The organism is Dyadobacter ginsengisoli DSM 21015, assembly GCF_059568735.1.
Map to the genome: position 1 here is coordinate 337,800 of NZ_JCANTY010000005.1, position 25,818 is coordinate 363,617.

At 48.9% G+C, this 25,818-nt stretch carries 20 protein-coding genes; 9 read left to right on the forward strand and 11 right to left on the reverse strand.

Annotation, left to right across the window (positions count from 1 at the left end):
- Nucleotides 1–59: 59 nt before the first annotated feature.
- Complete coding sequence (gene dinB / locus BP71_RS19915; RefSeq protein WP_496382406.1) at nt 60–1,178, forward strand: DNA polymerase IV; 1,119 nt, start codon at nt 60–62, stop codon at nt 1,176–1,178.
- Here the strand turns inward: dinB and BP71_RS19920 are convergent.
- On the reverse strand, nt 1,173–2,357 hold the full coding sequence (locus BP71_RS19920) for a putative sensor domain DACNV-containing protein (RefSeq protein WP_496382408.1): 1,185 nt from the start codon (nt 2,355–2,357) through the stop codon (nt 1,173–1,175). The genes dinB and BP71_RS19920 overlap by 6 nt on opposite strands.
- A gap of 422 nt (nt 2,358–2,779) precedes the next feature.
- On the opposite strand from BP71_RS19920, the gene BP71_RS19925 reads away from it, so the two are divergent.
- The 4 genes from BP71_RS19925 to BP71_RS19940 are packed head-to-tail and all read left to right on the forward strand — an operon-like array spanning nt 2,780 to nt 7,244.
- Nucleotides 2,780–4,603, forward strand: a complete 1,824-nt coding sequence (locus BP71_RS19925) for an ABC transporter ATP-binding protein (RefSeq protein ID WP_496382410.1) — start codon at nt 2,780–2,782, stop codon at nt 4,601–4,603.
- A 1-nt stretch (nt 4,604) separates the two neighbouring features.
- On the forward strand, nt 4,605–5,537 hold the full coding sequence (locus tag BP71_RS19930) for a glycosyltransferase family 2 protein (protein WP_496382412.1): 933 nt from the start codon (nt 4,605–4,607) through the stop codon (nt 5,535–5,537).
- Nucleotides 5,534–6,490 (forward strand): glycosyltransferase family 2 protein, encoded by a 957-nt coding sequence (locus BP71_RS19935; protein ID WP_496382414.1) that lies wholly within the window; start codon nt 5,534–5,536, stop codon nt 6,488–6,490. Before BP71_RS19930 ends, BP71_RS19935 begins: the two co-directional genes overlap by 4 nt.
- Nucleotide 6,491: 1 nt before the next feature.
- On the forward strand, nt 6,492–7,244 hold the full coding sequence (locus BP71_RS19940; protein WP_496382416.1) for a glycosyltransferase family 2 protein: 753 nt from the start codon (nt 6,492–6,494) through the stop codon (nt 7,242–7,244).
- A gap of 81 nt (nt 7,245–7,325) precedes the next feature.
- Here BP71_RS19940 and BP71_RS19945 read toward each other — a convergent pair whose 3' ends face one another.
- On the reverse strand, nt 7,326–8,219 hold the full coding sequence (locus BP71_RS19945) for a glycosyltransferase (protein WP_496382418.1): 894 nt from the start codon (nt 8,217–8,219) through the stop codon (nt 7,326–7,328).
- A gap of 132 nt (nt 8,220–8,351) precedes the next feature.
- Here BP71_RS19945 and BP71_RS19950 point away from each other — a divergent pair, with 132 nt between their 5' ends.
- Entirely contained in the window at nt 8,352–10,307 is a 1,956-nt protein-coding gene (locus tag BP71_RS19950; protein WP_496382420.1) for a sialate O-acetylesterase, read from the forward strand.
- 33 nt (nt 10,308–10,340) lie between these two features.
- On the forward strand, nt 10,341–12,476 hold the full coding sequence (locus tag BP71_RS19955) for an outer membrane protein assembly factor BamB family protein (protein ID WP_496382422.1): 2,136 nt from the start codon (nt 10,341–10,343) through the stop codon (nt 12,474–12,476).
- Here the strand turns inward: BP71_RS19955 and BP71_RS19960 are convergent, their stop codons facing one another.
- Both BP71_RS19960 and BP71_RS19965 read right to left on the reverse strand, forming a co-directional pair.
- A complete protein-coding gene (locus tag BP71_RS19960; protein ID WP_496382424.1) occupies nt 12,477–13,304 on the reverse strand; it encodes an aldo/keto reductase in 828 nt (275 codons plus the stop codon).
- Nucleotides 13,305–13,544: 240 nt separating this feature from the next.
- A complete protein-coding gene (locus tag BP71_RS19965; protein ID WP_496382426.1) occupies nt 13,545–13,967 on the reverse strand; it encodes a hypothetical protein in 423 nt (140 codons plus the stop codon).
- A 193-nt stretch (nt 13,968–14,160) separates the two neighbouring features.
- Here BP71_RS19965 and BP71_RS19970 point away from each other — a divergent pair, with 193 nt between their 5' ends.
- Nucleotides 14,161–14,784, forward strand: coding sequence for a GDSL-type esterase/lipase family protein (locus BP71_RS19970; protein WP_496382427.1), 624 nt, complete (start codon nt 14,161–14,163; stop codon nt 14,782–14,784).
- Nucleotides 14,785–14,797: 13 nt separating this feature from the next.
- Nucleotides 14,798–15,523 carry an esterase family protein gene (locus tag BP71_RS19975; protein ID WP_496382429.1) on the forward strand — a complete coding sequence of 242 codons (726 nt, stop codon included), beginning with the start codon at nt 14,798–14,800 and terminating at the stop codon, nt 15,521–15,523.
- A 3-nt stretch (nt 15,524–15,526) separates the two neighbouring features.
- Here BP71_RS19975 and BP71_RS19980 read toward each other — a convergent pair whose 3' ends face one another.
- The 7 genes from BP71_RS19980 to BP71_RS20010 form a co-directional block, all read right to left on the reverse strand.
- Nucleotides 15,527–16,456 (reverse strand): hypothetical protein, encoded by a 930-nt coding sequence (locus BP71_RS19980; protein ID WP_496382431.1) that lies wholly within the window; start codon nt 16,454–16,456, stop codon nt 15,527–15,529.
- Nucleotides 16,457–16,464: 8 nt separating this feature from the next.
- A complete protein-coding gene (locus tag BP71_RS19985; protein WP_496382433.1) occupies nt 16,465–17,169 on the reverse strand; it encodes a hypothetical protein in 705 nt (234 codons plus the stop codon).
- 46 nt (nt 17,170–17,215) lie between these two features.
- Nucleotides 17,216–17,578, reverse strand: a complete 363-nt coding sequence (locus tag BP71_RS19990; protein ID WP_496382435.1) for a hypothetical protein — start codon at nt 17,576–17,578, stop codon at nt 17,216–17,218.
- A gap of 107 nt (nt 17,579–17,685) precedes the next feature.
- Nucleotides 17,686–19,410, reverse strand: a complete 1,725-nt coding sequence (locus BP71_RS19995; protein ID WP_496382437.1) for a PQQ-dependent sugar dehydrogenase — start codon at nt 19,408–19,410, stop codon at nt 17,686–17,688.
- Between the two features lie 112 nt (nt 19,411–19,522).
- Entirely contained in the window at nt 19,523–19,867 is a 345-nt protein-coding gene (locus tag BP71_RS20000) for a hypothetical protein (RefSeq protein WP_496382439.1), read from the reverse strand.
- Nucleotides 19,868–20,122: 255 nt separating this feature from the next.
- On the reverse strand, nt 20,123–22,003 hold the full coding sequence (locus BP71_RS20005) for a RagB/SusD family nutrient uptake outer membrane protein (RefSeq protein ID WP_496382441.1): 1,881 nt from the start codon (nt 22,001–22,003) through the stop codon (nt 20,123–20,125).
- 10 nt (nt 22,004–22,013) lie between these two features.
- On the reverse strand, nt 22,014–25,202 hold the full coding sequence (locus BP71_RS20010; protein ID WP_496382443.1) for a SusC/RagA family TonB-linked outer membrane protein: 3,189 nt from the start codon (nt 25,200–25,202) through the stop codon (nt 22,014–22,016).
- Nucleotides 25,203–25,818: the final 616 nt, after the last annotated feature.

The window sequence follows — 25,818 nt, forward strand, 5'->3', positions numbered from 1 at the left end:
ATTTAATTTGTTTTTAATAGGCAGAAACCGCGAGTACTAACACGAGACACGTTTTTTCCATGCAAGAAGCGCAAAATTCCAACACTTTTCGTAAAATCATCCATATCGACATGGATGCGTTCTATGCATCGGTGGAGCAGCGCGACTTCCCTGAGTACCGGGGAAAACCGCTTGCGGTAGGCGGTTCCCCCACCGGCCGGGGCGTGGTGGCCACCGCCAGCTACGAAGCCCGTAAGTTCGGCGTCCGGTCGGCTATGCCGTCCCGGCAAGCTATTCAGCTTTGCCCGCAGATCATATTTGTTCATCCGCGGTTTGAAGTTTACAAAGCTGTTTCCCGTAGCATCAGGGAAATATTTTCCCGCTACACCAACCTGATCGAACCGCTTTCGCTCGATGAGGCTTACCTGGATGTGACGGAGGACAAAATGGGTATCGGATCGGCGATGGAGATAGCCCGGCAGATCAAGGATTCCATTAAACGGGAACTGAATCTGACCGCCTCCGCCGGGGTATCGATCAACAAATTTGTCGCCAAAATCGCCTCGGATCTGAACAAACCCGATGGCCTGACGTTCATCGGTCCTTCAAAGATCGAACGGTTCATGGACGAGCTTCCGGTTGAAAAATTTCACGGCGTAGGCAAAGTCACCGCCGACAAAATGAAGAGCATGCAGCTTTTTACGGGCTCAGACCTTAAAAAACTGTCGGAAGACGAGCTGGTGAGCCGCTTTGGAAAAACAGGCCATTTCTTTTATAAAATTGTCAGAGGGCTCGATAACCGGGAGGTACAAACGCACCGCGAAACCAAATCGCTTGGAGCGGAGGATACATTTACCTACGATCTTACGACGCTGGATGAAATGTACAAAGAGCTGGACCGCATTGGGGTCATCGTAGCGAACCGGCTCGAAAAGAACCAGTTAAAAGGCAGGACGGTCACATTAAAGGTGAAGTACAGCGATTTTACACAAATCACCCGTAACCATTCATTCGCGGCTCCGGTAGCCGACCTGGATACCATCACCGAAACCGCCAGGCAGCTTCTCGTAAAGCTCGATATGCAGGAAAAACCGGTCAGGCTGCTCGGCATTTCCCTGTCCAACTTTCATGAACCGGAAATCAAATCCCGAAAGTACAAAGATCCCGAGCAGTTGGAACTCTTTCCGTTCGGGTCATAGCAAGAGGGCGTCCACCCGGTGTGCCTGCACCATATTCTCACAGCCAGACCAGGAAAATATCGTAAACCTGCCATCCTGAGATGCCACCAGAGCAATTGCGTCGCGCTGGTCGTGCACAAACTGTGCCGCCGACAAATGCCGTGTCCCGCCATTCTGGACCGGGTGTACTACCATGCCCACATTTCCGATGACCGGCTCCGTAACGAACATTTCTTCCACAGGCTTCCCGCCCGGCGCCCGGCCTATTTTTGCTCCGAATGCCAGGAGTTCGTAGCTGTCGTTGATAATCGTGGCACCATCCACGGCGGTCAGCCCGGCCATATTGTGCACTGCCGAACTGAACTGATTTTGCCAGGTAATCGGGTTGGGATCCTCCACATACTTCCGGTGCAGTTCTGCCAGCTCCGAGAATGCCGGCTGAACATCGTAGGTGATCGGATGAATGATCGATTCGCGCCACCGGGTCTTACCTTTGGGTACCACCAGCAGAATGCCTCCCCGCTCATGGCTCCTCATCGAAGCCGACAGCTGAACAAGCAGGTTCGGATAATCGCTCCACAGCCGCGAAGAAGTGAAACCCATCAGTGAATTGATGACCGACGGGCAGTCCCGCATTTTACGGCTTTCTTCATTGACAATCTTAACCTGGTCACCCTTTAAAACAGCTACATTGACAAACTTACCAAAGCCTTCCAGTCTGCGGTGCTTGATCACCAGCATGCCAGGCTCTATCACTTCCAGCACAAAACAAAGCCCAGGTATTACACGGGTCGTTCCCCAGATCCGTAGTTCGCCATGCTCCATCCACACGCCCAGATGGATACCGGAACGTTCTACGGCAGGAGCCAACTTGGCCAATGTGTTGGCGCTGAGCGCAAGCGTCTCTGCAAATACGAGCGGATGTTCCGCCGCTTCGGGAGGAAGGTATGCAATCGATACTTTCGGGGACCGCCCTTCTTCCCGGCGAAGACTTGCCCAGAAAGTAATGTCGATAATTGTTTCGATGATTTTAGGGTCCGGTTTCGGTGCCAGTTCCTGTTCATAGAACTTGGCCGCCGCGACGTGATGACGTTCGAAGTGACTCGCCACCAGTCCCGCGACCGAACGGGCTGCCTTATAGGTGGTTACAGGTACTGTTTCGCCCGTTTCGGCGGGTGATAAATCGGAATTAGCGATCATGGGTTAACACATTATACAGATACTTTCCGGGTAACGATCTTTGGACGTGTTCCGGTCTTTAAGCTGAACAACGAGTCGCGGTAAAAAGTTGGGGTGCGAGCCTCAATTTGCCTTTCCAATCATGCAGTACTGGTATAGATCAGGATTTTTGATGCTGTTTTGCAATGTTTGTTTGAAATATCCTGTTTTATGTTGGCAGCGGCGGAAATTCCTGGGCCACTGTCCGTTATTTTCATATTTCTGCCTACCAGCTTCCAACCAATCCCTTCACCGGGGCGTCATGGGCTTAGTGCTCTGCCGGGAATTAATTGGCTTCCTGGGCAGCAGTTTCGCCAGATAAGCATTAATTTGCGCATCGATCCGGAATAATCCTATTTCCGGCCATTTTACCTTCGGGCATATTAGCGTGCCACTTTTTAAGAATGAAAACATACTTCAGATTATTATCTTTTGCTCAACCGATTGCCAGATTTGCCCTTCCCTATATTATTTGTACTGTCCTGGGAGTAATTTTCAATACATTGAACCTGGCTCTTCTGGTCCCGCTGCTTAGCACATTATTCAACAACCGCGAAGGAGGCGTTTTGATCGAAAAACCTGAGAATGCTTTTGATATACCCAATCAGCTCAACTATTATGCCCAGCAGGCCAATCTAACCTACGGACCTCACGGAGCTTTACAAATTGTGTGCGGTGTGATCGTGCTTTCGGTATTGCTCTCCAATGTGTTTAAATATTTCTCGCAACGGATCATGGAAAACCTCCGGATCCATACGCTTTTAAAACTTCGTAAAACTGTTTTTGACAGCGTAATGAGCCTGCATGTAGGTTATTTTAACAATCAGAGAAAGGGGGATATCATAGCAAAAATCGCTTCGGATGTACAGGTCGTGCAATTTTCGGTTACCGGTACATTGCAGGTGGTGTTCAAAGAGCCGCTTCAATTGATCGCTTATGTATTCATGCTGTTTGCGACATCGGTTAAGCTGACGCTCTTTGCAATCCTCGTCATCCCCGTTTCTGCTTTTCTGATTTCGAAAATCGTCAAAAGACTGAAAGAGCAGGCAGCGCTGGCTCAGCATTATTTCGGCCTGATGATCAGCTACCTCGACGAAGCGCTGACTGGCGTCAAGATCATCAAGGCTTTCAATGCTACGGAAGACATCAAAAACAAATTTCACCAGGAGAACATACGTTACTCGGACCTGGGCCGCAAAATGGCCAGACGGCAGCAACTGAGTTCTCCGGTTTCGGAATTCCTGGGTGTCACGATGGTCGCGATCATTGTTTTATACGGCGGATCCCTTATCCTGGACAACCAGTCGGAGCTCACAGTTTCCAAATTCGTGGGTTATATCGCCATTTTCTCACAGGTAATGCGTCCTGCTAAGGCACTGACCGACTCTTTCAGCACCATTCACGCGGGAATCGCGGCCGGCGAGCGCGTACTCGAAATGATTGACGAGAAACCGGAGATCCAGGATGCACCGGATGCCGTCGACCTCAAAGAGTTCAAAGATTCGATCAAACTCGAAAATGTATCGTTCTCCTACCCGGCCCGGCCGGTGCTCAAAAACATCAACGTCTCGATCCCGAAAGGAAAGACCGTCGCGCTGGTTGGTCCGTCGGGAGGCGGCAAGTCGACATTCATGGATTTACTTCCCAGGTTCATCGATGCAGAAGAAGGCCGCGTACTTATCGACAACATCGACGTGAAGCAGGTTAAACAGGAGTCGCTCTGGTCGCTGTTCGGACTGGTGAACCAGGAGTCTATGCTTTTCAACGATACTATTTTCTCCAACATCGCATTCGGCAGCCCGGATGCTACCATGGAGCAGGTCGAGGCCGCGGCGCGCGTAGCCAATGCCCACGAATTTATCATGGATACCGAGCATGGATACGACAGCAACATCGGCGACCGCGGAATGAAACTTTCGGGTGGGCAGAAACAACGGATCTGCATTGCCAGGGCCGTGTTGAAGAACCCGCCTATCATGCTTTTGGATGAAGCCACCTCGGCGCTGGATACCGAATCAGAAAAGCTCGTGCAGGAGGCGTTGAACAACCTGATGAAAAACAGGACTTCGCTGGTTATTGCGCACCGGCTGAGTACCATTCAGAGCGCGGATTCAATCCTGGTGCTGGAAGAAGGAAGGGTTGTGGAGCAAGGCAACCACCAGGAACTGATCGGCCGTAACGGGCTGTACAAGCGCCTGATCGATATGCAGACGTTTACAGAAGCATAAAATGGCAGGTAACCCGACAATATCCATTGCCATGTGTACTTACAATGGCTCGCCTTTCCTACGAAAGCAACTGGATTCCGTGATCGGCCAACATGTCTCCACGTGGGAAATGATCATTGTCGATGATTGTTCGTCGGATCAAACCTGGCATATTCTTGAAAGCTACGCCGCCAGGGATTCGCGGATACGGATTTACAGGAACGAAAGGAATCTGGGCTATAACCTGAATTTTGAAAAGGCACTTCGACTTTGCAGCAGTGAGTATATTGCCATCTGTGATCAGGACGACATCTGGCATCCGGACAAGCTTCTGATGCAAATGCAGAACATTGGCCAGAATCAGTTAATCTATCATGATTCCGAGTTTATTGATCAGGACGACAGGCCGATGAATATCAAAGTATCCGATCGTTTCAGGTTTTACCGCGGAGCCGATCCAACTGCCTTTCTGTACCTGAACTGCGTATCGGGACATAGTATTCTGATGAAGAGGGAAGTCCTGGCCAGAGCCCTGCCTTTTCCGCCAAACTTTCACTATGACCAATGGCTCGCCTTTGTTGCTACGGACCTGGGCTCTATCGAATATCTGGACCAGCCGCTCGTTTCTTACAGGCAGCACAGCAACAATAACACCGACATGCTCGCCCTGAAAAATGTGCCCAGGCGTCAGCATCATACAGTGCAACAGCTTTACAGGGAAAGTGAATGGCTGCTGTGCTGCGCGGAAAAAGCGAGCGAAAAATCCCGCGATCTCATTGTCCGATTGCACAGACTTAGTGTTAAAAGAAACGTTTCATTTGCAAGCCTTGCCTATGGGCTGGTGATCTGGCAAAATAAAGAACCCTTGCTGAGCCTGCTGCGCAAATCAGACACCAGCAAATTTTTTTATACAATCCGAAAAATCTGGGGCAGCAAGGCAAAAAAACTGGTATGAACACAACGGTAAGCATCATTATCCCGTCCTATAACTACGGTTTCATTATTGAGGAAACCCTCAAGAACCTTCTGGAACAATCATATCAGGAATGGGAAGCCATCGTGGTCGACGACGGGTCAACGGATCATACCAAAGAGGTGGTAGCAAAATATGTCTCGCTCGATAGCCGCATCCGGTATATTTTCCAGGAAAACAGCGGTGTCTCCGTTGCGCGAAATCGCGGTTTTAGAGATTCAAAAGGCCAGTACATTCAGTTTCTGGATGCAGATGATTTGTTGAGTAAGGAAAAGCTGACGTTACAGATCGCATTTCTGGAACAACATCCTCATGTAGACATTGCCTATACCGATCATCTCTATTTCGAAGCAGATAAACCGGACGTATTCTATCCGGACTATGAGATGAACCATCACAATTGGTTGCCCAAAATTGACGCCAAAGGGTTCGAGGCAGTTAACATCCTGGTATACTCCAATATCGCGGTTGTAAGCAGCCCGGTTCTGAGGAGAGGTATTGTCGAACAGGTTAACGGTTTTCCGGAAGCCAGTAACTACACCGAGGACTGGGAGTTTTGGTTCCTTTGCGCGATCCACGGCGCACATTACTGCTTTCTGGACGATCGGGAGGCGATTACTTTGATACGGATCCATCACAGAAATACAAGCAAGAATATACAGGTCATGCAGGCCGGAGAACTGCAATTCAGAAAGCGCATTGCAAAAGAGGTAAGTTCATCCACATTGCTAAGCCCGACTGAAAAAGAGAGCCTGCTGACCCGCAATGCGGCAAGCACGCAGAAACTGTATAAATACATGATGTATCATGCCAACCTGGCAAGCCCCCGGCAATTAAAAATCCTTCGGGGGCTGGTAGACAGGAAGACTTTTATTTCCTATTATTTTAAAGCGGTCAACTTTAAGAGAAAGGCTCTGTTCAAAAAAAAGAGATAGTATGTTACCCATTGAAATAGATATTATTATCCTGAGCTATGCGAGTAGTGAAGAGCTAAAAAAGATCACCTCGGATGGCATCGATAGCCTGATTCGTTCAGAAAATCCACAAAACATTAGATTTAATATTGTGGTAATTGAATCGAATAAGGAAATGAAACCTTATCAATACCCCCATACAAAAACGATTTATCCCTGGCAGAGTTTCGGCTATCATCGCTATATGAATATCGGCATAGGTATGACCCGAAGTAAATATATCTGCATTTGTAATAACGATCTTATTTTTCACGAAGGTTGGGCAAGTGAAATATTACGATCTTTCGACAAAGACCCCGAACTGGGTAGCGCCTGCCCGGCATGCAGCATTCACCACCCGGAACACGGCATCGCCCTGAATAATGGATTGCATTATGGCTACGAAGTCAGGAAAGAGCTCGTAGGATGGTGTATTTTCTTCAAAAGAGAGATTCTAAAAAAAACCGGCAAACTCGATCCCGCTTTCAAGTTCTGGTTTGCGGACAACGATTATGGAAATACCCTTCAGAAATACCACATCAAACACGCGCTTGTCACGTCATCTGTTGTGGACCACCTCGAGAGCCGTACGCTAAAAACCAAAAGTACCACAGAACAACTGAAACTGACGAGCAGAGAGCGGTTTTACTATGAGTATAAATGGGAAGGTAGAAGCTATTTTTCGTATTTAAACAGAGTAAGAAAATTCAATAAGGAGCTTCGGAAGATCAAGTAAGGTTATGCCCTGAAAAGATACTGGCAATTCAGGCTTGAATATTTCCAAAAATGATGATGATCTGATCAACTGAATGAAGAACTATGTTTCCGTTTTTTTCATTTCAAATAACCTGATCATCAATTTATAGGGAAATGAAATTGTGGCAATCCGCGAGCGTCTTGTACTCCATATGAGTTTGATCAAATACCATTTCGAATAGCTTTCGTGATCTACCTGTTCCTGAAGAAAAACTTCATAGGCGTGCCGTTCGATCCTTTTCAGATGGTTTTCAGGAATGTTATCGATATTAAGGGGTAATGCCGCACTCCATTTTTTATGGACTTTGCAAATCTCATCCAGCCACTTTCTGTTGAAATTACCCTCTGAAAAATGTTTCAGCAGGATTTCGAATGTGACGGCAACTTCAAATTCCTGATTAATTGCAATCGAAAAATCGAGGTCATATCCATGAAATCCTTTCAGAAGTTTTTCATCAAAAGGATATTTTAAAGCAGCACTCCTGCGCACACAAAACCAACAGCCGTCCACGCAGGCGACCCGTGAAAGCAGTTCATTACGTGGATTTCGATAATCCGCCATATCGTCCCGCCCGGTGTGCTTGTAGCCCTGTATGAGGTTACAGTAAAAACCGCCGTTCTCCTGTAAATGATAATTATACCAGCTAGACGGTGTCAAGGATTTATATCCTCCCCCGGCAATTCCGAGGAGCGCCATCGCCGGATTCTTTTCAAATATCTCGATCACCTTCTCCCCCCAGCCGATAGTCTGCATTTCGATGTCCTCGTGCATCAGGCACAGTATGTCGTATTGCGCGCGGCGTACACCCTCGTTGTAGCGTTCACAGATTCCCTTACTGGCATCGCGATTGTCAAAAGCAATTATCTCATGAACAACCCCGATCGTTTTGGTAATGTTTGCTTTGACCGTTAACAGCTCCGCCGGATCGGCCGAGCAAATGATAACTGAAATCATTTAGTGAATGAGTGATTGATTTAAAGATTCTTATAGTAGATTAGGACGAACGGGGCTCTACAAAGTTAGTATTTTAAGTAGAATATGCCCCCAGGGCGTATTTTATAAACATTATCTCGCAAAAAGAACTTTATGAAACGGATCTATCTCCTCATTCTGCTTATTATCCATACAACGGCATTCAGCCAACCCAGGTTTGCCCGCCTCTTTTCCGACCATGTTGTGCTGCAACGGCAAAAACCGATCCCGGTTTGGGGATGGGCGAAACCAGGTGAGAAAGTGAAAGTGATGCTTGGAAGTCAGGCTGCCGAAGCCAAGGCGGATGGAACGGGGAAATGGAAGGTTAGTCTCAAACCTATGGAAGCCGGTGGCCCCCACATACTGCAAGCCACTGCTAAATCGGGAAATGTGTCGGTGAATGATGTGCTGATCGGCGAAGTATGGCTTTGCTCTGGCCAATCTAATATGGAATGGCCGGTTTCGGCTGCCAAAAACTATGACGCCGAACGCAAGAATGCCGATTTCCCGCAAATCAGGCATTTCAGGGTGGAACACGAAGTAACACTCGCTCCCGAAGCTGATCTCAAAACCGGAGAATGGAAGATTGCCTCTGCGGAAACGGTCGGCGGTTTTACGGCAGTAGGCTTCTTTTTCGCCCGCGAACTGTATCAAAAGCTCAACGTCCCGATCGGCCTCCTGCACTCTTCTTGGGGCGGCTCTCAAGTTGAGGGCTGGATCAGCAAGGAAGCCATGCTAACCAATGACGAGCTCCGGTCCTATGCGCAAAACCTTCCCAAAACCTGGGAAGAAGCCGATATAATCATGGACAAAAAGCTCAAAAAGCAGATGTTCAAGGATGCGTCTTACGAACCTGGCTGGGAAGATGAAAAGAAATACCTCGCTGCTGATGTTGATTTCTCAACCTGGCAAAAAACAGCTGACGCAACAGGGCAATGGGACTGGAAGGGCCTGATGGGCTTCCGCGGGAAGGGTTACATGGCCAGGGAAGTGATTTTGGCGGGTGACGTGGCAGCCAAACAAACCACGCTGTCGCTGGCCGAAAATGACGGACCGGTGGAAGTCTACATCAACGGAAAATTGATTAATAGTGCGATTGTTAAAGGTCCCAGGAAAATCAATATTCCGGCGGGCACCTGGAAGGAAGGCAAAAATATCCTCGTTTTCAAATCAGGCAATATGGTTAGTGCCGCCTGGTTTGGCCCCGGTATGATGGGCTCTGCCAACGACCTTTTTATTGAAGAAAGCGCACGTAAGATCAGCATTGCCAAAGACTGGTACCTGATGCCATCGTTTGCCGAAAAGCACGAGTATGCCCATTTGATGAACAATGTGGGCACCACGATTTATAACGCGATGATCGAGCCGGTGATCCCGTTCGGGGTCCGGGGGATGCTGTGGTACCAGGGCGAAAGCAATGCGGGGCGGGCCTATCAATATCGCCAGTCGTTCCCGCTGATGATCAATGACTGGCGCAAACGCTGGAACGATGAGTTCTCATTTTACTGGGTACAGCTTTCGAGCTTTGGAAAGGACAACGACAGCAACAAGGGCAGCAACTGGGCCGAGTTACGTGAAGCACAGAATATGACACTCAGCCTGCCGAAAACAGGTATGGCCGTTTCTACAGATGTAGGCAACCCGAACGACATTCACCCCACGAACAAACAGGACGTCGCGCACCGATTGGCTACCAATGCATTGAAAAACGACTACGGACAGTCCCTCCCCTACGCCTCTCCTCTCTTCGACCAGATGCAGGTTGACAACAATAAAGCGATCATATCATTCAAAAACGCCGAAAACGGGCTAATGGTGAAAGATCGCTACGGCTATCTTAAGGGTTTCGAAATCGCGGGCGATGACAAGGTCTTCTACTATGCCAAAGCGGAAATTCAGGGTGGTAAAGTTGTGGTTTCGCACCCGAAGGTCAGTAAGCCCGTCTCCGTACGTTACGCGTGGTCGGATGCGCCCGAGGAGGCTAATCTTTACAATACGGATGGCTTTCCTGCAAGCGCATTCAGGAGCGACACCTGGCCTGGAAACACGGTGAATAACCGCTTCGAATAACTCATCCAAGACCTTCTAATTTAAGTATAAAATATGTTGTTGAAGCCCTTATCGTGGTTCATTGGCGGCCTGGCATTGTTTCTGGCAGGCGTACAGAGTTTTTCGGACCAGCATGGAGAAGACAGTCGCGAATGGCCCGAGTATCTGGGAGGCCCCGACCGTAACCATTATTCTCCTCTGACGCAGATCAACAGGGATAATGTCAAAAATCTAAAAGTGGCCTGGACTTACGCGATGCCGGACTCCGGCCAGACGCAGGTGAACCCCATAGTCGTCGACGGTGTACTCTATGGTGTTACTGCCGCCGTTCAGGCCTTTGCATTGGACGCTGCTACCGGAAAACAGCTCTGGATTTTTGGGGATAAATCCAAAAACGGCTCCAACACCAGCCGCGGTCTGACCTATTGGAGCGATGGTAACGACAAAAGGATTCTTCACGCCATGGGCGCCTACCTGTACGCGTTGGATGCACGTACGGGAAAAGTGATCGAAAGCTTTGGCGATCATGGGCGCATAGATCTGCATACGGGTCTGCCTGATGTTGCAAAGAACAAATACATGGTATCCAACACGCCAGGTACCATTTTCGAAGACCTGATTATCATGCCGCTCCGGCTGTCGGAGGACTCGGATGCTGCTCCCGGAGACCTACGTGCATTCAATGTCCGGACCGGCAAACTGGCATGGACATTCCATACGATTCCCTATCCGGGTGAATTTGGCTATGAGACATTCCCACCGGATGCGTATAAAAATACTTACACCGGAGCCGCCAATAACTGGGCCGGAACTGCCATTGATCGCAAACGCGGCATCCTGTTTGTGCCGACAGGGTCTGCGGGATATGATTTTTACGGAGGCAAACGCAAAGGCACCAACCTATTTTCAAACTGTCTGCTGGCATTGGATGCAAGGACCGGAAAACGCCTCTGGCATTATCAGACAATGCACCACGACATGTGGGACCGCGACCTGCCCGCACCGCCCAACCTGATTACTGTCACTCAAAAAGGTGCAGACGGGCGTTCCCGAAAGATCGACGCGGTGGCCCAGGTAAGCAAGCAGGGATACGTGTTTATTTTCGACCGGGTGACGGGGAAGCCTCTCTTCCCCATCAAAGAAGTACCAGCTCCCAAAACCGCATTGCCAGGCGAGCACCCCTGGCCCACTCAACCCGTGCCTTCCAAACCCGCGCCTTACGCGCGGCAAGCACACACGCTGACTGAAAACGACATCAGCGTCCACGCTCCGGACAGAGATTCGCTCATAATCAAGTTCAGAGGTTACAAAAAGGACCATTTTGCCGCGCCCAGCAAGGAAGGAACCGTTATACTTCCCGGCTTCGACGGAGGTGCCGAATGGGGCGGTGCCGCCGCCGACCCCCATGAAGGCATTTTGTATGTGAACAGCAATGAAATGGCATGGATCCTGACTATGAAAGATACGCCGAAAGAAAGCGAACTTTCCAACCTCAGCCCCGGGGAAAAAATTTATACTACCTATTGCGTAACCTGCCACGGTCCACAGCGGAAAGGCAATGCTAAAAGCGGCTACCCTTCACTAATTGACATCGGCGCACGTCGCGACAGGCCTTTCGTGAGCCAGCTTCTTACTTCCGGGAAAGGTATGATGCCGGGATTCACCATGCTGACTGCCGAGGAAAAGCAGGCCTTGATCGCATTTCTATTTGGGGATGAAAAAGTGGAAGCGGTATCCTCCACTCCCGCCTCTAAAAAAGTGTTTTTACCCTACCAGAGCACTGGATATAACAAATTCCTCGATGCCAACGGCCTACCCGCCATTTCACCGCCATGGGGTACACTCAATGCGATCGATCTGAACACCGGTGAATTTCTCTGGAAAATTCCTTTCGGCGAAGTAGAATCGCTCAAAGCGAAAGGTGTGCCTGCTACCGGTACCGAAAACTACGGCGGACCGGTTGTGACTGCAAGCGGACTGCTCTTCATCGCAGCTACCAAAGACGGGAAATTCAGGGCATTTGATAAAAGAACCGGCAAATTGCTTTGGGAAACACAGTTACCGGCGGCTGGCTTTGCAACACCGGCGACCTACGAGGTCAATGGAAAACAATATGTGGTCATAGCCTGCGGCGGAACCAAGCTGGGGACGAAAAAAGGCAATCAATATGTGGCTTTTGCGCTGGAATAGCTACAAGGTCGCAATCCATTCCAGCATCTTTTTCCTGCCGGCATCGTCCGGCAGGCGCCCTTCACCCGCTCCCAGATTGTCGATCAGGTGCTTCACGTCGGAAGTGCCCGGAATGACACAGGTTACGGCGTCATTCGAAAGGATGTATTTCAGGAAAAATTGTGCCCAGCTTTTGATACCATAGTCAGGGGCCCAGGCGGGGAGCTCTTTGCCTTTGACCGCCCTGAACAATGCTCCCTGCTCGAACGGCTCGTTGATGATCACTGCTACCCCCTTGTCTCTGGCCGTTCTCAGTAAACTTTTCTCCGCATTACGGGAACGGATGGAGTAATTGAACTGAACGAAATCGATAGGCTCCGATTTGACGATCTGTTCCAGACGCGCATGCGCAGCATCGGTATAATGTGTTATTCCAATGTACCTGACTTTCCCTGCCGCCTTCCAATCTTTCAGGGTGTTCAAATGCGTTTCCCAATCCTGCAAGTTATGCACCTGCATCAGATCTATCTTTTTACGCTTCATTTTCTGCAAAGAAGCATTCATCTGATCGATCCCCTCTTGTTTGCCGGTCGTCCAGACCTTGGTGGCGAAGAAAAACCGGTCGTTCAATTTCAATTCATTCGTCAGGTCACCGATAACCTGCTCAGCGCGACCATACATGGGCGATGCATCAATCAATTTACCGCCCAGTTCATTCATTTTTTGCAAAACCTCCCGCAATGGACCACGCTCGCCCGCACTGGGCCCTACATCGAACTGTTGCCACGAGCCCAGGCCCACCGCGGGCAGCAGTTCACCTGAAGACGGGATCTTTCTTTCGAGAATCATTTGTGCGTTGTTTTTTGCGAAAGAAGAAAATGGGCCCAACGCGAGTGCAGCGCCGGCATTAACTATACCAGCCAATGCCTCCCGTCTAGAAAAAGTATGCGTCATTGCCTTTACATCGATATTTAAAGCCTTTAAGTTACAAACAAAAAGCGTTTGCAACGTCGCTGGCAGTAAAAATGAGAAAGGGAGCCAGGATAATCCTGACTCCCTTTACTGCACTTCACACCAAATCTGAATCTACTATTTCTTTTCAATGGAAACCCCGATTTTATAATCTTCCAACTTGGGCGTCTTCGACAGTTCCGGATAAGGCAACACTTCGCTTACTGTCAGCACATAGTCCAGTCCGCTTAATGTAAATGACTTCTCATTGGTTTTTCCACCGACGAATTCCAGATTGACATCGACCTGATTGGAAGCATCCGAGACCGTCAGCACGAGCTGGGCACTTCCCATTGTGACGCAGTTCGCGTTAATCGGGCATCGGCTGTCGGTCACTTCTTTCAGGACCACTTTCAGGTCTTTCCCGGAGGTAGGCACCGATGTGGTTTGTCGGTATGGAACGCTGATCGAAATCAGGTCCGGATGTGGAGCCGCATCTTCTTTTTTATCACATGCCACAGCAGCAACCCAGATCAACGCAAGTAAAATCGTTCTTTTCATGGTAATAGAGTTTTAATTACATCGGGAAGAAACATGGATTTAATAAATGGTTGTAACCGTGGTATAAAAAATTACATTTATCCAAGTTCACCCCGTACCGGCTCAATTCTTTTCAATGAACTGATCATAATTTAATGCTGGGTTAATGTGTCTTTTTTATTTTTGGAAGTATAACATGCATCCCTAAAGCCCTATGATCTGGTACGAAGAAGAAGTCGCGAGGGTAGAGAACGAACTGCTTTCGTTGCCCTACGCCCCTGAAACGATTTTTTACGGGAGTTCAAGTTTTACTTTGTGGGAAAACCTCTATCACGACTTTCAGGCTTTGAAACCTGTAAATCTCGGCTTCGGGGGATCGACGCTGGCGGCGTGCGTGTGGTTTTTCGAACGTATCCTCGGTCCCGTTACCACTGCGCGAAGAATTCTGATTTATGCGGGTGACAACGATTTGGGAGATGGGCGCCATCCTACCGAGGTTTTACTATTCTACCGCCAACTCATCACACTCATACGCGGCCGCTTTGGTGATATTCCGTGCTTTTTTGTGTCTATTAAACCGAGCTTACAGCGTTGGGAGATTATCGAAGCCATCAAAATGGCCAACGAGCTGATCCGCGAAGAGACGGAGAACGATCCCGGACAACATTACATCGACATCTTCCCCCAAATGGTTAACTACCAGGGATATCCGCGTAAATCATTGTTTGAAGCCGACGGTCTGCATATTAACGGGAACGGCTACGCTTTATGGAAGAAGATTATTATGGAAAATATCGAAGCGGAGCTGGCCTCCGAGGCACTGCTGAAAACACCATAAACGTCGTTTGGTCATGGAAAGGACATATCACAAGTGGTTTAGTCCGGCTTTGAAAAGATATATGGAGTTGCTGGTATTTGGTCATACCGGCACGCCGGTCATATTCTTTCCTACCCGGTCGGCGCATTTCTACGACTTCGAAAACTGGCGTGTGATCGACGCCATGAAGCACAAAATCGAATCTGGTGAAATCCAGGTGTATTGCGTGGACAGTATAGACAGTGAGAGCTTTTATTCCAATGCGGCACCGCCTCAAAGGATAATGAGGCATATACAATACGAGCGGTACATTCTCGAAGAAGTGATACCATTCATCAGGATACAGAACAAACGCAAGGAACTGATCGCGGCAGGTTGCAGCCTGGGCGGCTACCATGCTGTCAATCTTGCTTTAAAACATCCCGAACTTTTCACCAAAGTGGTCGGGATGAGTGCCCGATACGATCTCACGCAGGCACTACCCTATTTTGCAGATTTGTTCGACGGGTATTTCGATGACAACATCTATTACAATATGCCCAATCATTTTGTCCCGAAAATTTCCGATCCGTGCCTTCTTAAGCGTTTGAGGAACCTGGAAATCACGCTGGTGATCGGCCGGGAAGATACTTTTCTAGACAATAACCGGCATTTAAGCGACTCGCTGCACCAGATCAGCGTGCCCCACCAGCTCTACGTTTGGGAAGAAGAAGCACACCGGCCCAGGTACTGGCGCGAAATGGTGAAGATTTATTTGTGAACCTTATTCCGACCAAGTCAGGAACGCCCATTCGTCGGTAGAGCCGGATATCAATAGAAATGTTTTCTGAGACGCGAGATACACCATTTGATCAAGCATAAAAGGCAATTCCATGGAAGCAATGCTTTCCGGTTTATCCAGCACGTTCATTACACCTATTCCATGCATGCCTTTATTGAGCACGAGGCAGTTTCCCACGATTTCAAATGATCGTACAGCTGTCGATATGGAGCTAACGGATGTGAATACATTGCCATCATAGCTATAAATTTTCACGTAACCCATACCCGCTGCGAACAGCTTTTTGCCATCCCCGGAAAAAGCAACCTGATAGCAGGTATTAGGCAATTGATCGATTTTCAGTGACCGGCCAAATTTGTCCGCGTCGAAAGGCTGTCCGTATAATTCTCCATGATTCGTCCCGTAAACGATCAGGTTTTTTTTCGGATGCAATGCCCTTGTGATCGGCTCCCGACCTTTCGTTCTGATCTTGCTCTGTTCCACCACATTTTCACGCTCGAATTTCAATATCGAAATGCTCTTACCGGCAAATGCAAGCAAAATCCCATCATGTCCCTCAAGTAGCTTAGGTTGTTCGACACGACTGGATTGATATAAATCCGATTGCTCAATCCGCTTACGATCTTCCTTACTAAGCAATTTAAATCCATTGATCCTTCTATTATTGGATCCTCCATTTCTGATTTCATCGTCCAATGCATCGGGTATCCGGTCATCACAGGCACCTCTCCATTGATAAGCAACCTCCGGGTCTGTTGTCTGCCACAGCAGTTCCATAATGCCATCGGGAGGCAGGTGTACAACTTTCCAGCGGTCACCGATCAGAAAAGCCCCTTTGCTTTCCAGCGCATGTATAAACTCCAGATGTTTGCCGAGCGGTGACGGGATGACCTTCGATAATGTCAGTTTCATAATTTGTTTTAAAATGCTCCGTTGGTGTACAGACTATCTCTTTTTAACCTCATCACTTCATCCCCGAATTGTCGGGAATTCTTTTCAGCGTCGATAGAAATAATGTAGTTATTGGTTTGAAAGGCTTCGATGGCAACCTTCTCATTTTGCATGCAAGGCTGGATCTCCCTTACCATTGAATAGCCATTCCCGCTTTGCTGGACGCATTCATAAAGCACAACCCGGACGAAACCTGATTTCGTGGAAAGAAGGCCTGCATCGTATTCAGATAATAAATGCTGACTCGCTTCCAGCGGTTTCGACGTGAATTCAAGCGTTTTATACAGGGAATGTTCGACATCGTCAGCACCTCCAAACCAGCATTCCAGTTTTACATTGACCAGCGCTCTGGTATTATTGACGATATGAAGCGTGAGCGGCTGCCGGTTGGCGGAAGGAAGCCAGGCGTAGAAGTCCGTCAATTTTCCGCTGATGGCCGGCAAAACGGATAGAAGCAAGGGAATGGCCAGAATAGCAAGGCCAATCGTTTTGTGACGCCAGAACAACAATGCAAGCAGGATGAAACCCGCCAGCCCGGCCAGATAGAAAATCCCGGTTGCCCACCCCACCGAACTGTCTCCGGTAGGTGCAGGCTTTACAAGATAATAAATAATGGAGACCACCAGAAGAATGGAGAAGGCCGCAAGCAGCCCGTAGTAACCATATTTGATCATGATAGGGCGTGTGTGTATCGGTTGAATGAAAATGGGCGCTGTGCTGTCAAACTTCGAAAGGAAGATCGAAGTCTTTGGTGACCGGCTTCGAAGTCCGCGTTTTTACAACAATGCGTGCTTTGAGCGGACTCCCAAGCACCAGGTAGTATTTGACATACTGATCTTCATGAAAAGTCCAGGACTTGTCTTCGAGCAGATATTCCGAAACATTTTGCTTACTGGCCTGATATGCCCAGCGCTCCACGATATTGGGTTCGTAGGTTACGAATTGGCCCATACACATGGTCTGAATACCGGGCTTGGCATCATTACCCAGCTCGGTGCAGCTTTCTACGGTGACTTGAATGGAGGAATTGTCTTCCAGGTCTTTGACCGACCATTGGTCGAGCACAGTTTTGACGTTGGCCATAATAATTGTCCTGATTTTTGATGTACTGAGGGCTGCAAAGAAACATCAGTCATTGAAAATCAGGACAATTCAATTATTTAGCGGCCATTACAAACTATTAAGCGCCGTTAAGGCTGATTAATCGTAAATGCCCTGGTCACACGCCGGATCTTGCCGTCGCTTTTAGTCATAATATAAAGCTCCCTCGTGAAGCGGTCGTATTCAACCCGCAGATCGACCCGCTTTGAACCTGACATTTCCACCAGATTGGTATCTTTCCCCTCACGGGTGATCATCAATTCATAAACAGACTGATCACTGAGGCCAGAACCGATATTGGCGAAAAAGATGCGGCCGTTGACAATATCACCGAAGATGTATTTATCCTTCAAAGCCCCTATAGATCCTTCGTACACATAACCGCCGCTGATGGCATTCCCGTCTATATGATCATACTGTAAATAGGGCTTTTGGAACTTGCCGCCCTCAGTTTCAGGCACAGGATATACATTCTTAAGATCTTTTGAAGAAATTCCGAAATTTCCTTCCCGCACATTCCACCCGTAGTCCCCGCCTTTGACGATCACATTTACCTCTTCAAAATTGGACTCACCAACCTCCGCACTGAACAACCTTCCGCCGTGCCACGACAACCGGTGCGGATTGCGGAAGCCGTACGCATAAATCTCTTTGTAAACAGCCGGATCTTTTTCGTTCACGAATGGATTATCTACCGGAATACCATACTGCCCATTTTTGCTGGTCCTGCCCGCCGGGTCGATCCGGATAATAGTGCCGAGCAGCGAAGTGATTTTGTGGCACAGCTCGGGATGCTTGCTGATCGTGGAGCCACCGTCGCCGGTACCGATGTATAGGAGTCCGTAATCGGGATCTCCTTTGCCGGCGTCCGGATTGAAACCAATATCCTGTGTGCCGTGCACGACGTTTGGCACATTAATCCTGAGTAACTCCCTTCTCTTCCCCTTGAAAACTGGGCTTTTTACATCATCCACCTTCCATTCCGAAACCACCCATTGCAGGGCAACCTTGATCGAATCGTTATAGCCATAGTCTGCCCGCTTCCCCTGGAATGACTCGGTATGAGTAATGTAAATCAACCCGTTTTGCAGGTATTCAGGATGGAATGCGAAGCTGCCAAGGCCAGTACCAAGTCCCGGCTCGTTCACGAAGTTTTCGACAACAGGCCGCAGGTCGAGAAAAGTCCCGATCTCTTTGCCATTAATCCGGTAAATTAATCCTCGCTGATCGCTCACATATATCGTGCCATCGTGCGATGGGCCCGTACGCATGTTCGCGATACGGGTACGAGGCATTTTGTCACTGGACGGCGGGATCGTCAGAAAGTCTTCCAGCTCGATTCTCAAAGCAGTTTTGATCACCGGCTGCGTCAATCGGGCATTGGAAGCACTTGTGTCAATCTTTACTTCAAGTGGCTTAATATGATGTATTTTGGTTTCGGATGCGATATAACCCAGGATTGACCGGATTTCCTCGTCTTTCAGAAAATCGAACGGTGGCATTACCATCTTGTAGCGTTTGGAAAGGCTTACCGCCCGCGGATTACCGGATTCGATCGAGTGACCGGGGTTTCGGATAAACGCGATCAGTTCCTTCTCGGAAAGCAGACTCGTAACCCCACCCAAGCGTGGACCGATTTCCTCCTGCTCCATGGCATGGCAGGAAACACAATGCGTGGTAAACAATTCTTTGCCTTGCGGATCTGCGAAGGTTGCCTGGGTGCCGGCAGGAGTGGATTGCTTTCTTCCTGCGCAGTTAAAAAATAGCAATGAAGCTGCGGCAATGCTGAAAAAGGATCGTAGAATAAAGGTCATTCAATACGGGGGGTATAGGATTGATCAAAAGCGGGGTCAAAGTTAGCGACTGGAAAATAAAAAAGCCGGATCGCTCCGGCTTTAATCACTGAACAATGAAGGAATACTATGGTTATCCTACATTTCTTCCGTCTTTATCAAGTTTCACTCTGGCATTTTCCTTGCCGTTCGCTACTTGTAACTCGTAATATTGGGTTTTGTCAGGTTCGGTTACCAAAAATGCCTTCTTAACGGTCCAGCCGCTGAATTCTTCACTTTTGATAGTCTTTTTGATGCCCTCAGGCAGATCTTCCGGTTTCACGGCTACTTTGTCCTCCTTGTCTGCCTTACTGGCTTTGTCGGCCGTTGCTTGCTGATGTTCCGCATGCGTGGCGGTAGTCTGGTTGGCCGTCTGGGCTTGAACAGAAGCAAACGAGATGAGCGTCAGGGCTAATGCCGATACTACTAGCTTTTTCATAATCCTTGTTTTTTAGACAACTATTAATGTAATGTTTATAATCTCGTGCATTCGCACTGCTGCTATTTATTCCAACAGGATTATGCCAAAATACACAACAATCTGATTTTTAGATAATTACAAAAATACTAGGAATTTGATAGTGTTTACCAAAATCCACGTTTTGTAGGAATTTGTCTTCAAAAACCCACAAAAACGACAAATGCCCGTGCAATCACAGCACGGGCATTTGCCAATTTTTAGAACCTCGTTCCGTTACTTGTCGTATCCGGGGTTCTGAATCAGTTTTGCATTCCGGTTCATCTCATCGCGGCTGAACGGACGGAAGTACATTTTGTCTACCCAAGTACGGTTTTCGTGAGACTTGTCCTCAGTCGGCGTATAGGTGTAGTCGTAAATGGTAGGATCGTAGTGATACGGCTCCCGCATCGACTTGCCTGCCTTGAATTTACCAATCACAGTGATAAATTGCAGCGAGCGGCCCAAGGTAGTCGGTGCGATCATCCAGCGGCGCGCATCGTGGTAACGCTGTTCTTCGTAGGCCATTTCAATACGCTTTTCATGACGGTAAGCCTCTTTCAGGGCAGCTCCCGATACTTTCAACGCAGGCATACCTGCACGGAAACGAATCCGGTTCAACCATTCCAGCGCTACCGCGTCCTGCCCCAGTTCGATGCTCGCCTCGATGTAGTTGAATGCCACCTCAGTCACGCGAATGAACGGCCAGGGAATATTCTGACGGTCGGTGTTGTCGTACAATGCCGGGTTCGGATCGATGAACTTACGCATGTAGTAACCTGTGCGGCTTCCGTTCCAGTCTTCGATCGAGCTGCTGCGGGTATCGAGCCCTTTGCGGTTGATCAACGCACCTTTGTCGTCGAGCAGGTCATACGCGCCGGTCTGGATCTGGTTAGCGGGGTCTTTCGCATCGGAAGGACGTGGTTTCCAGGTAGCACCGTCGTACATGACGGTTGCATAAAAACGTGGATCACGGTTCTCGTAAGGTTTGGCCTTGTGGGTAGGATTAGTCCACGAGAATGGCGTTCCATCCATCATTTCATAATCATCCACGAGCAAACCGATCGGCGTGTTACCAGCCCAGTTGTGGTAGCCGTTCGGGCCGTTGTTCAAACCGGTCTGGCGTGCACCATCCGAAGTCTGGCTCGCCGTGAAATAGCGACCGAAAATAATATCGTCGCCACCGGAAGCATCCAGGGATTTATCAGCGCTATATCCCGCCATTGCGATCGAAATGTAGTTGGTCTTCCCTTGCGCGCCGGTCACCGGGGCGGTCAGGTTGAGCTTATAACCCGCTTTCGCATCCAATGCAGCTTTTGCAGCAGCTTGTGCGGCAGTCCAACGCGCCTTACGCTCACCGGAAGTGTAGCCCAGGAACTCAGGATTCGGGAAAGCAGCGATCACAGCCGATTTCGCTTTGGCAGTAGGAACATCGTGCAAGTCGCTCGCAGCGTACAGGAGCACGCGTGATTTCAATGCCAGTGCAGCCACTTCCGAAGCACGGCCTTTCTGTTCGGCTTTGCCTTTCAGCAATGCAGCAGCACTGTCGCAATCCGCTGCAATGAACTTCACGCATTCCTCAAAAGTATTCCGCGCCACAGAATAGTCTTCATTCAACGAGTACACTTTCGTGATAAGAGGAACCGAACCGTAGTAACGAATCAGTTGCTGGTAGTAGTAAGCACGCAGGAAGTGCGCCTCGCCTTTCAAACGGTCTTTCAGGGTCTGATCTGCGAAAGTAGACGTCGGCAACTCCTGGATCGCCTGGTTGGTGGCGCGGATACGGGTGTACATAGGTCCCCATCCGTAAGTATCATCCACCCAGCCAAGGTTGGAAGGGCTCAAACTACCCTCGTTTATCGTATTGATGTTACGGCCTGTGTGGGTAAACACCGCCTCATCGGTCAGCGACGCCAGCATTTGCTCGCTGAAACCACCCTGTTGAAGCCCCTGGTATATACCGGTCACAAATCCTTCGGCCAATGCACCTTCCTTCCAAACCTCCTCGGTAGGGATTTCGGTGGGCGGCGTTACATCCAGGAAGTCAGTGTCGCACGACACAAGCCCCGATGTTGCCAGCGCCGCCAGAAAAATCCAATTTTTATAACTCAGTTTCATTTTTTAAGTCTTAGAAAGTTACACGTACACCTGCATTAAGAACTCGCGACTGCGGATAGTATTGTCCGTTGGTTGAAGTCGCTTCCGGGTCCCAGATCTTGATCTTGTCGATCGTGAAAAGGTTCAAACCGTTCACATACACACGCAGGTTGCCCACACCGATCTTTGAACCGATTTCCGAAGGCAGGTTATAGCCCAATTCAATGTTTTTCAGACGCAGGTAATTGTTGCTTTTCAGGAAATAGGTGTTAGCGCCCGGTGAATCTGGGTTGGTAAGGTTGGTATAATAGGTATTGTTACGGTTAGCCAAGCGTGGGTCGGTCGAGCTTGGGTTGTCGATTGTCCAACGGTGGTCGTAAGCGTATTTCAAATAGTTACCAATGTCACCCGATTCGGTCTGACCGATGTATTGCAAACCACCCGCAGCGCCCTGGAACAGGATAGTCAAGTCGAATGCCTTATAACCGAGGTTAATGTTTGCTCCACCTGTAAATTGCGGACGGTTGGTTTTTTCTGAACGTACCATGTCATCCTTGGTGATTTTGCCATCGCCGCTGACATCCTTGAATTTCATGTCGCCCGGACGAAGCGTACCGGTGATACCGCTGTAATCGATGGTGTTCGCATCGATTGCTGCCTGGTCCGCGAAAACGCCGTCGTACTGGTAAGCAAGGAATGCATTGTAAGGACGGCCGGTTGTGGTCTGGTAAGAAGGTATACCCGGTGTTTCGTTCCAGTACTTGATCGTGTTTTTGGCATAACCACCATTCACACCCACCGAGTAGGTAAAGTTGTCGACAGAGCCGTCGTAGCTCACCTTGAATTCAAATCCTTTGTTTTGCAGCTTACCCAGGTTCACAGGAGGAAGCTTGCCATCGATACCTGCCGACGAAGGCGTAGAGCCTGACATCGGGATGAGGATTTTCGAACGGTTGTTAACAAAGTAGTCGATCTCAAATGCGATACGGTCTTTCCACAATGTACCCTCGATACCGAAGTTGGAGTTGTTAGCCACCTCCCAGGTGAAGTCCTTATTAACAACCCGTGTTTCAAGAAGGGTTTTCGCAACCTGGTCGTTCACGATATAAGTACCAAAACCCATGGTGTTCAGGTATTGGTATTCTGCCAATGTTTCCGTACCCAGCAAATAGGGCTCAGCACCCATCTGGCCCCAAGAAGCGCGCAATTTCACGTTGTTCACGAAGTGGATATTGTTTTTCCAGAAACCCTCTTCGGAAATACGCCAACCTGCCGATACCCCCGGGAAGAAACCAAAACGACCTTCTTTCGGGAATACATAAGAACCATCTGCACGCCAAAGGAACTCGGCGAGGTATTTTTCTTTGAAATTGTAACCCACACGACCGAAATAGCTCAAACGCGCACGCTTATAAAGGTCAGTATTATTAATCGTCTGTCCGTTGACGGTTGTGGTTCCCGAGTTACCGATGTTCTGCTCCGGTGTACCACCCGCGAAAAGCTGGTCAACCACCGGCGAAATGAAGTAACGGCGGTAAGCGAAGAAACCATCTGCATCCACGGTTTCGCGCTGAACACCCACCATCGCATTGAAGTTATGCGAGCCGAATGACTTTTCGTAAGAAGCCTGGCCGGTCAGCTGGATTGAAAGCTCCTGGGAAGAAGTTTCAGTCAGACGCGGATCGTTGAATGTCGAACGCACGGTTCCGGTCAGGAAAGGCGTTGTTCCATCCGCTTCGTAGGTCTTTTTATCCCAAAAATAAAGTGTCCACGGCTTCTGGAACGACTTCTGGCGACGCAGCTGCTTATCAACAGCGGCCATAGCCGTCACTTTCAAACCAGGTACGCCAGGGACATCAATATCCAATTGACCGTTGGTCTGGATGTAGTCGCGTTTGTCGTTGTTATAACCGGTCGTGTTGGTGGTGATAACCGCAGGATTCTGTCCGTTTTCGATATCGGGACCAGGGCGACCGTCCGGCCAGATCGCGATTTCGGTAGGCTTACCGCGCATCAGCATACGGAATATATCGCCCGCACCACCGCCATTCGGGAAGCGACGGAACTCTTCGCGTAGTACCACACCCAGTTTAGCGGTAACGTACTTGTTGATCTTCGTATCGAGGTTCACACGCATGTCGTACTGCTTGTAACCTGTTGCGGAGTTCACATAGTTACCTTCCTGGTTGATATAACCCAATGAAGCAAGGTATTTGATGTTTTCACTACCACCGGTCAATTGCAGGTTGTGGCGCTGCTGCGGCGACCAGTTGCGGATCACCGAACCGTACCAATCCGTATTCGGGTGGGTCAGCGGGTCGGAGCCGTCGCGGAACTTTTGAAGGTCAGTTGGTGTGAAAACCGCGCTCAGCACGTTGCCATTGTCGGTGCGGGTATAGGCACCGTTGGTGTTGAAGCCCTGCAATGCACCTTGCCATTGTCCTACGGGCAGGTTGTCGTAGATCTGCAATTCGTTACGGATCGTCGCATACTCCGCAGCGTTCGACATCGTCGGCGTGCGCGTTGGCTGGGCCATCCCTACGTTTAGGTCGTAAGAAAGTTGTGGCTTACCACTCTTTCCACGTTTTGTGGTGATGAGGATAACCCCGTTACCCGCACGTGAACCATAAATAGCCGCAGCTGCATCTTTCAGTACCGAAACACTCTCGATATCAGCGGGATTGATACGGTCCAGGCCACCGCTCCTGTTAGGGACACCATCCACCACGATCAGCGCATTGCTGTTACCGAGGGAATTGGTACCACGGATACGGATCGCGGAACCGTCGTAGCCCGGTTCACCGCTCGCCTGTACTGCAGATACACCTGGCAGACGTCCGCTCAGGGTGTTGGAAAGGTTTGCAGAAGGCGCCTTTTGAAGGTCAGCGCCCTTCACGGCGGTTACAGAGCCGGTCAGGGTAGCTTTCTTGGCAGTACCATAACCCACGACCACCACTTCATCGAGCGCTTTGGTATCGGTTGCCATTTTCACATCCAGGCTCGTTTTGTTGCCCAATGGAATCTCCTGCGTCATGTATCCGATAAAAGAAAACACCAGGGTAGCAGTACCCGGTGCATTCACCGTGTAATTCCCTTCAATGTCCGTCACCGTACCAGCGGATGTTCCTTTCACAAGGACACTCACCCCGGGCAACCCCTGCCCCTGCTCATCATTCACTTTTCCCTTCACCGTTACATCCTGAGCGAATGCAGCGGTCATGACCATCAGGGTCAACAGAAGGGAGCAAAAATACCGTGTTAGGCTCCGGTACTTTTCCCGTTCAGAAATCCTCATAGATTAAGTATAGATAGATAGTAGATAGTTAAAAAAATTATAAAAAAACAAAAAGATATTACAACTGGATTCGATGCATAAGCCCTTGTTTATCAACAAGTCAGAGAAGTGTCTACCATACACAATTTATTCAACAAAAAATCTCAAACGTCCTATTTTAAAAATGCAGCACGTGACCGGGCTGCAAAAAAATGATACTTAACAGGGGAGGTAAACTCGAAATTATTATATTTTGTTATCCTGCAATACCGAGGAAGGAGGCTGTATTAACCGGATGTACAAAAAGATATGAAATTATTTACATAAACAAGGAATCCCGCTTTCTGACTATGTTTTCTTAGAAAATAACCAATAGTTACTTAACGTATAGTAGTAACCGGGTAATATACGTGCAGCACTTGGGCTAGGCATAAAAAAATGCCCTTGCTGCATCAGAAAGGGCATTACGGCAAAACAGAAAGATAATAACATCAAATTTGCAGAAACTAACTTGATTTTTGCAATTGCCTTCCAAAAGGCTTGAAAAGGGCGAAATTGGCAA

Excerpts from the sequence above, each read along its gene's own strand:
- dinB (WP_496382406.1), top strand. The coding sequence starts at position 60 with ATGCAAGAAGCGCAAAATTCCAACACTTTTCGTAAAATCATCCATATC.
- BP71_RS19920 (WP_496382408.1), bottom strand. The coding sequence starts at position 2,357 with ATGATCGCTAATTCCGATTTATCACCCGCCGAAACGGGCGAAACAGTA.
- BP71_RS19925 (WP_496382410.1), top strand. The coding sequence starts at position 2,780 with ATGAAAACATACTTCAGATTATTATCTTTTGCTCAACCGATTGCCAGA.
- BP71_RS19930 (WP_496382412.1), top strand. The coding sequence starts at position 4,605 with ATGGCAGGTAACCCGACAATATCCATTGCCATGTGTACTTACAATGGC.
- BP71_RS19935 (WP_496382414.1), top strand. The coding sequence starts at position 5,534 with ATGAACACAACGGTAAGCATCATTATCCCGTCCTATAACTACGGTTTC.
- BP71_RS19940 (WP_496382416.1), top strand. The coding sequence starts at position 6,492 with ATGTTACCCATTGAAATAGATATTATTATCCTGAGCTATGCGAGTAGT.
- BP71_RS19945 (WP_496382418.1), bottom strand. The coding sequence starts at position 8,219 with ATGATTTCAGTTATCATTTGCTCGGCCGATCCGGCGGAGCTGTTAACG.
- BP71_RS19950 (WP_496382420.1), top strand. The coding sequence starts at position 8,352 with ATGAAACGGATCTATCTCCTCATTCTGCTTATTATCCATACAACGGCA.
- BP71_RS19955 (WP_496382422.1), top strand. The coding sequence starts at position 10,341 with ATGTTGTTGAAGCCCTTATCGTGGTTCATTGGCGGCCTGGCATTGTTT.
- BP71_RS19960 (WP_496382424.1), bottom strand. The coding sequence starts at position 13,304 with ATGATTCTCGAAAGAAAGATCCCGTCTTCAGGTGAACTGCTGCCCGCG.
- BP71_RS19965 (WP_496382426.1), bottom strand. The coding sequence starts at position 13,967 with ATGAAAAGAACGATTTTACTTGCGTTGATCTGGGTTGCTGCTGTGGCA.
- BP71_RS19970 (WP_496382427.1), top strand. The coding sequence starts at position 14,161 with ATGATCTGGTACGAAGAAGAAGTCGCGAGGGTAGAGAACGAACTGCTT.
- BP71_RS19975 (WP_496382429.1), top strand. The coding sequence starts at position 14,798 with ATGGAAAGGACATATCACAAGTGGTTTAGTCCGGCTTTGAAAAGATAT.
- BP71_RS19980 (WP_496382431.1), bottom strand. The coding sequence starts at position 16,456 with ATGAAACTGACATTATCGAAGGTCATCCCGTCACCGCTCGGCAAACAT.
- BP71_RS19985 (WP_496382433.1), bottom strand. The coding sequence starts at position 17,169 with ATGATCAAATATGGTTACTACGGGCTGCTTGCGGCCTTCTCCATTCTT.
- BP71_RS19990 (WP_496382435.1), bottom strand. The coding sequence starts at position 17,578 with ATGGCCAACGTCAAAACTGTGCTCGACCAATGGTCGGTCAAAGACCTG.
- BP71_RS19995 (WP_496382437.1), bottom strand. The coding sequence starts at position 19,410 with ATGACCTTTATTCTACGATCCTTTTTCAGCATTGCCGCAGCTTCATTG.
- BP71_RS20000 (WP_496382439.1), bottom strand. The coding sequence starts at position 19,867 with ATGAAAAAGCTAGTAGTATCGGCATTAGCCCTGACGCTCATCTCGTTT.
- BP71_RS20005 (WP_496382441.1), bottom strand. The coding sequence starts at position 22,003 with ATGAAACTGAGTTATAAAAATTGGATTTTTCTGGCGGCGCTGGCAACA.
- BP71_RS20010 (WP_496382443.1), bottom strand. The coding sequence starts at position 25,202 with ATGACCGCTGCATTCGCTCAGGATGTAACGGTGAAGGGAAAAGTGAAT.